1 protein-coding gene is annotated in these 1,392 nt (G+C 35.8%); it reads right to left on the reverse strand.

The window, feature by feature from the left end:
• Positions 1 to 37 precede the first annotated feature (37 nt).
• Positions 38 to 1,327 carry an ISL3 family transposase gene (locus H5975_RS08090; protein WP_204785614.1) on the reverse strand — a complete coding sequence of 430 codons (1,290 nt, stop codon included), beginning with the start codon at positions 1,325 to 1,327 and terminating at the stop codon, positions 38 to 40.
• Positions 1,328 to 1,392: the final 65 nt, after the last annotated feature.

The raw sequence follows: 1,392 nt of genomic DNA on the forward strand, positions 1-1,392 counted from the left end.
TTTTACGAGTTACATACTTTTAGGGTATGTGACTCTTTTATTTTACTGTAATTTTATGATTAATAATCAAGTAGATTCGTGTTTTAAAAGTTGTGAAATTCCGATAGCCGAAAGCAATGCGTTTAATTAGTTTAATGCGATTGTTAAAACCTTCGGTTTGTCCATTTGAGAAAGCAAAGGTTAATCCTCGTTTAATACCTGCCCTACGTCGAAAAAGGTTATGGCACCGATGACTAGTGTAATGTGAAACCCCAGGAATTCTTTTGTGTAGTAATTCTAGAAAGTGATGGACTTTATGATGATGATAGCATCTGACTAACTCTTGGATATATTGATAAGTTGCGTTCAATTCATCATCATATTCCAACATTAAATTAAGAATAGTTTTAGACGTAACTTCACGTTTGAAATAACGACCTTCATAGTAAGGTCGGTTAGATAACTCTTCAAATGGTTTGAGGAACAGTCTCCAGTAATGTTTTAAACGCCGAGCACGTTTTTGGTCGAGAGAATTTCCTCGCCGAAGGCGATTATAAACGTGGATACGAACATGATTCATGGTGTCATTAAGATGCTTTATGATGTGAAAGCGATCATAAACAATTTGAGCATTAGGAAAGACTTGTTTAACTAGCTGATCATATGATGAATTCATGTCCATCACCAGATATTTAACGTTTTCGCGAGCCTTTCGTGAAAATGATTGATAATGATTAAATAACTTATATAAGCGTCGATCTTCTAGAATTTCAAACAGTTCGTGACGATTACCATCTACGGCAATGAAACTCATCTTACCGCTGACTGAACGCATTGACTTAAATTCATCGATGCATAGGATTTCGGGTAAATAGTTACGAGATGGGTTAGTAATTTGATTTGCCAGACTTTTCACGGTCCTTTGGACCGTGCTGGCACTAATTCCTAAATCGTCTGCAATATCTTTGATAGATTCAACACGAGTTAAACGTAAAACAATTTCATGACGAAGTGCCTTCGAAATTGATGTATTTGCGTCAAAGAGCGGACTCGTCGCCATAAAAGTAGTATGACAAAGATGGCAATAAAAACGTTGGGTGTTGATTTTAAGATCTAATGGTTGACGGCGGAATAATCCAAAAGGATGACAAACCGTACAAAAGCCGTGTTTAGTAATCGAATGGTTATTTACAGCACCACAATTTGGACAAGCCTTAGGCTTGTAAGTTAAAGTACCCATGATGGACCAACGAGTTATTTGCTTTTTATTATTACTTAATAACCAATTATCAGAGAATTTGATATTAGGGTCTGTTATGCCAAGTAGTTTTCTAGTATTATTATCCATGGAGGTAACCTTCTTTCAATGTGTTTTGGCGATTTCATTGTAACAGAGGTTTACCTCTGTTTTTT

The sequence above is a fragment of the Limosilactobacillus coleohominis genome, assembly GCF_016901675.1.
In the GTDB taxonomy this organism is placed as follows: domain Bacteria; phylum Bacillota; class Bacilli; order Lactobacillales; family Lactobacillaceae; genus Limosilactobacillus; species Limosilactobacillus intestinavium.

What these genes read in the sequence shown, in the direction of transcription:
- H5975_RS08090 (WP_204785614.1), bottom strand. Translation starts at nt 1,327, where the DNA reads ATGGATAATAATACTAGAAAACTACTTGGCATAACAGACCCTAATATC.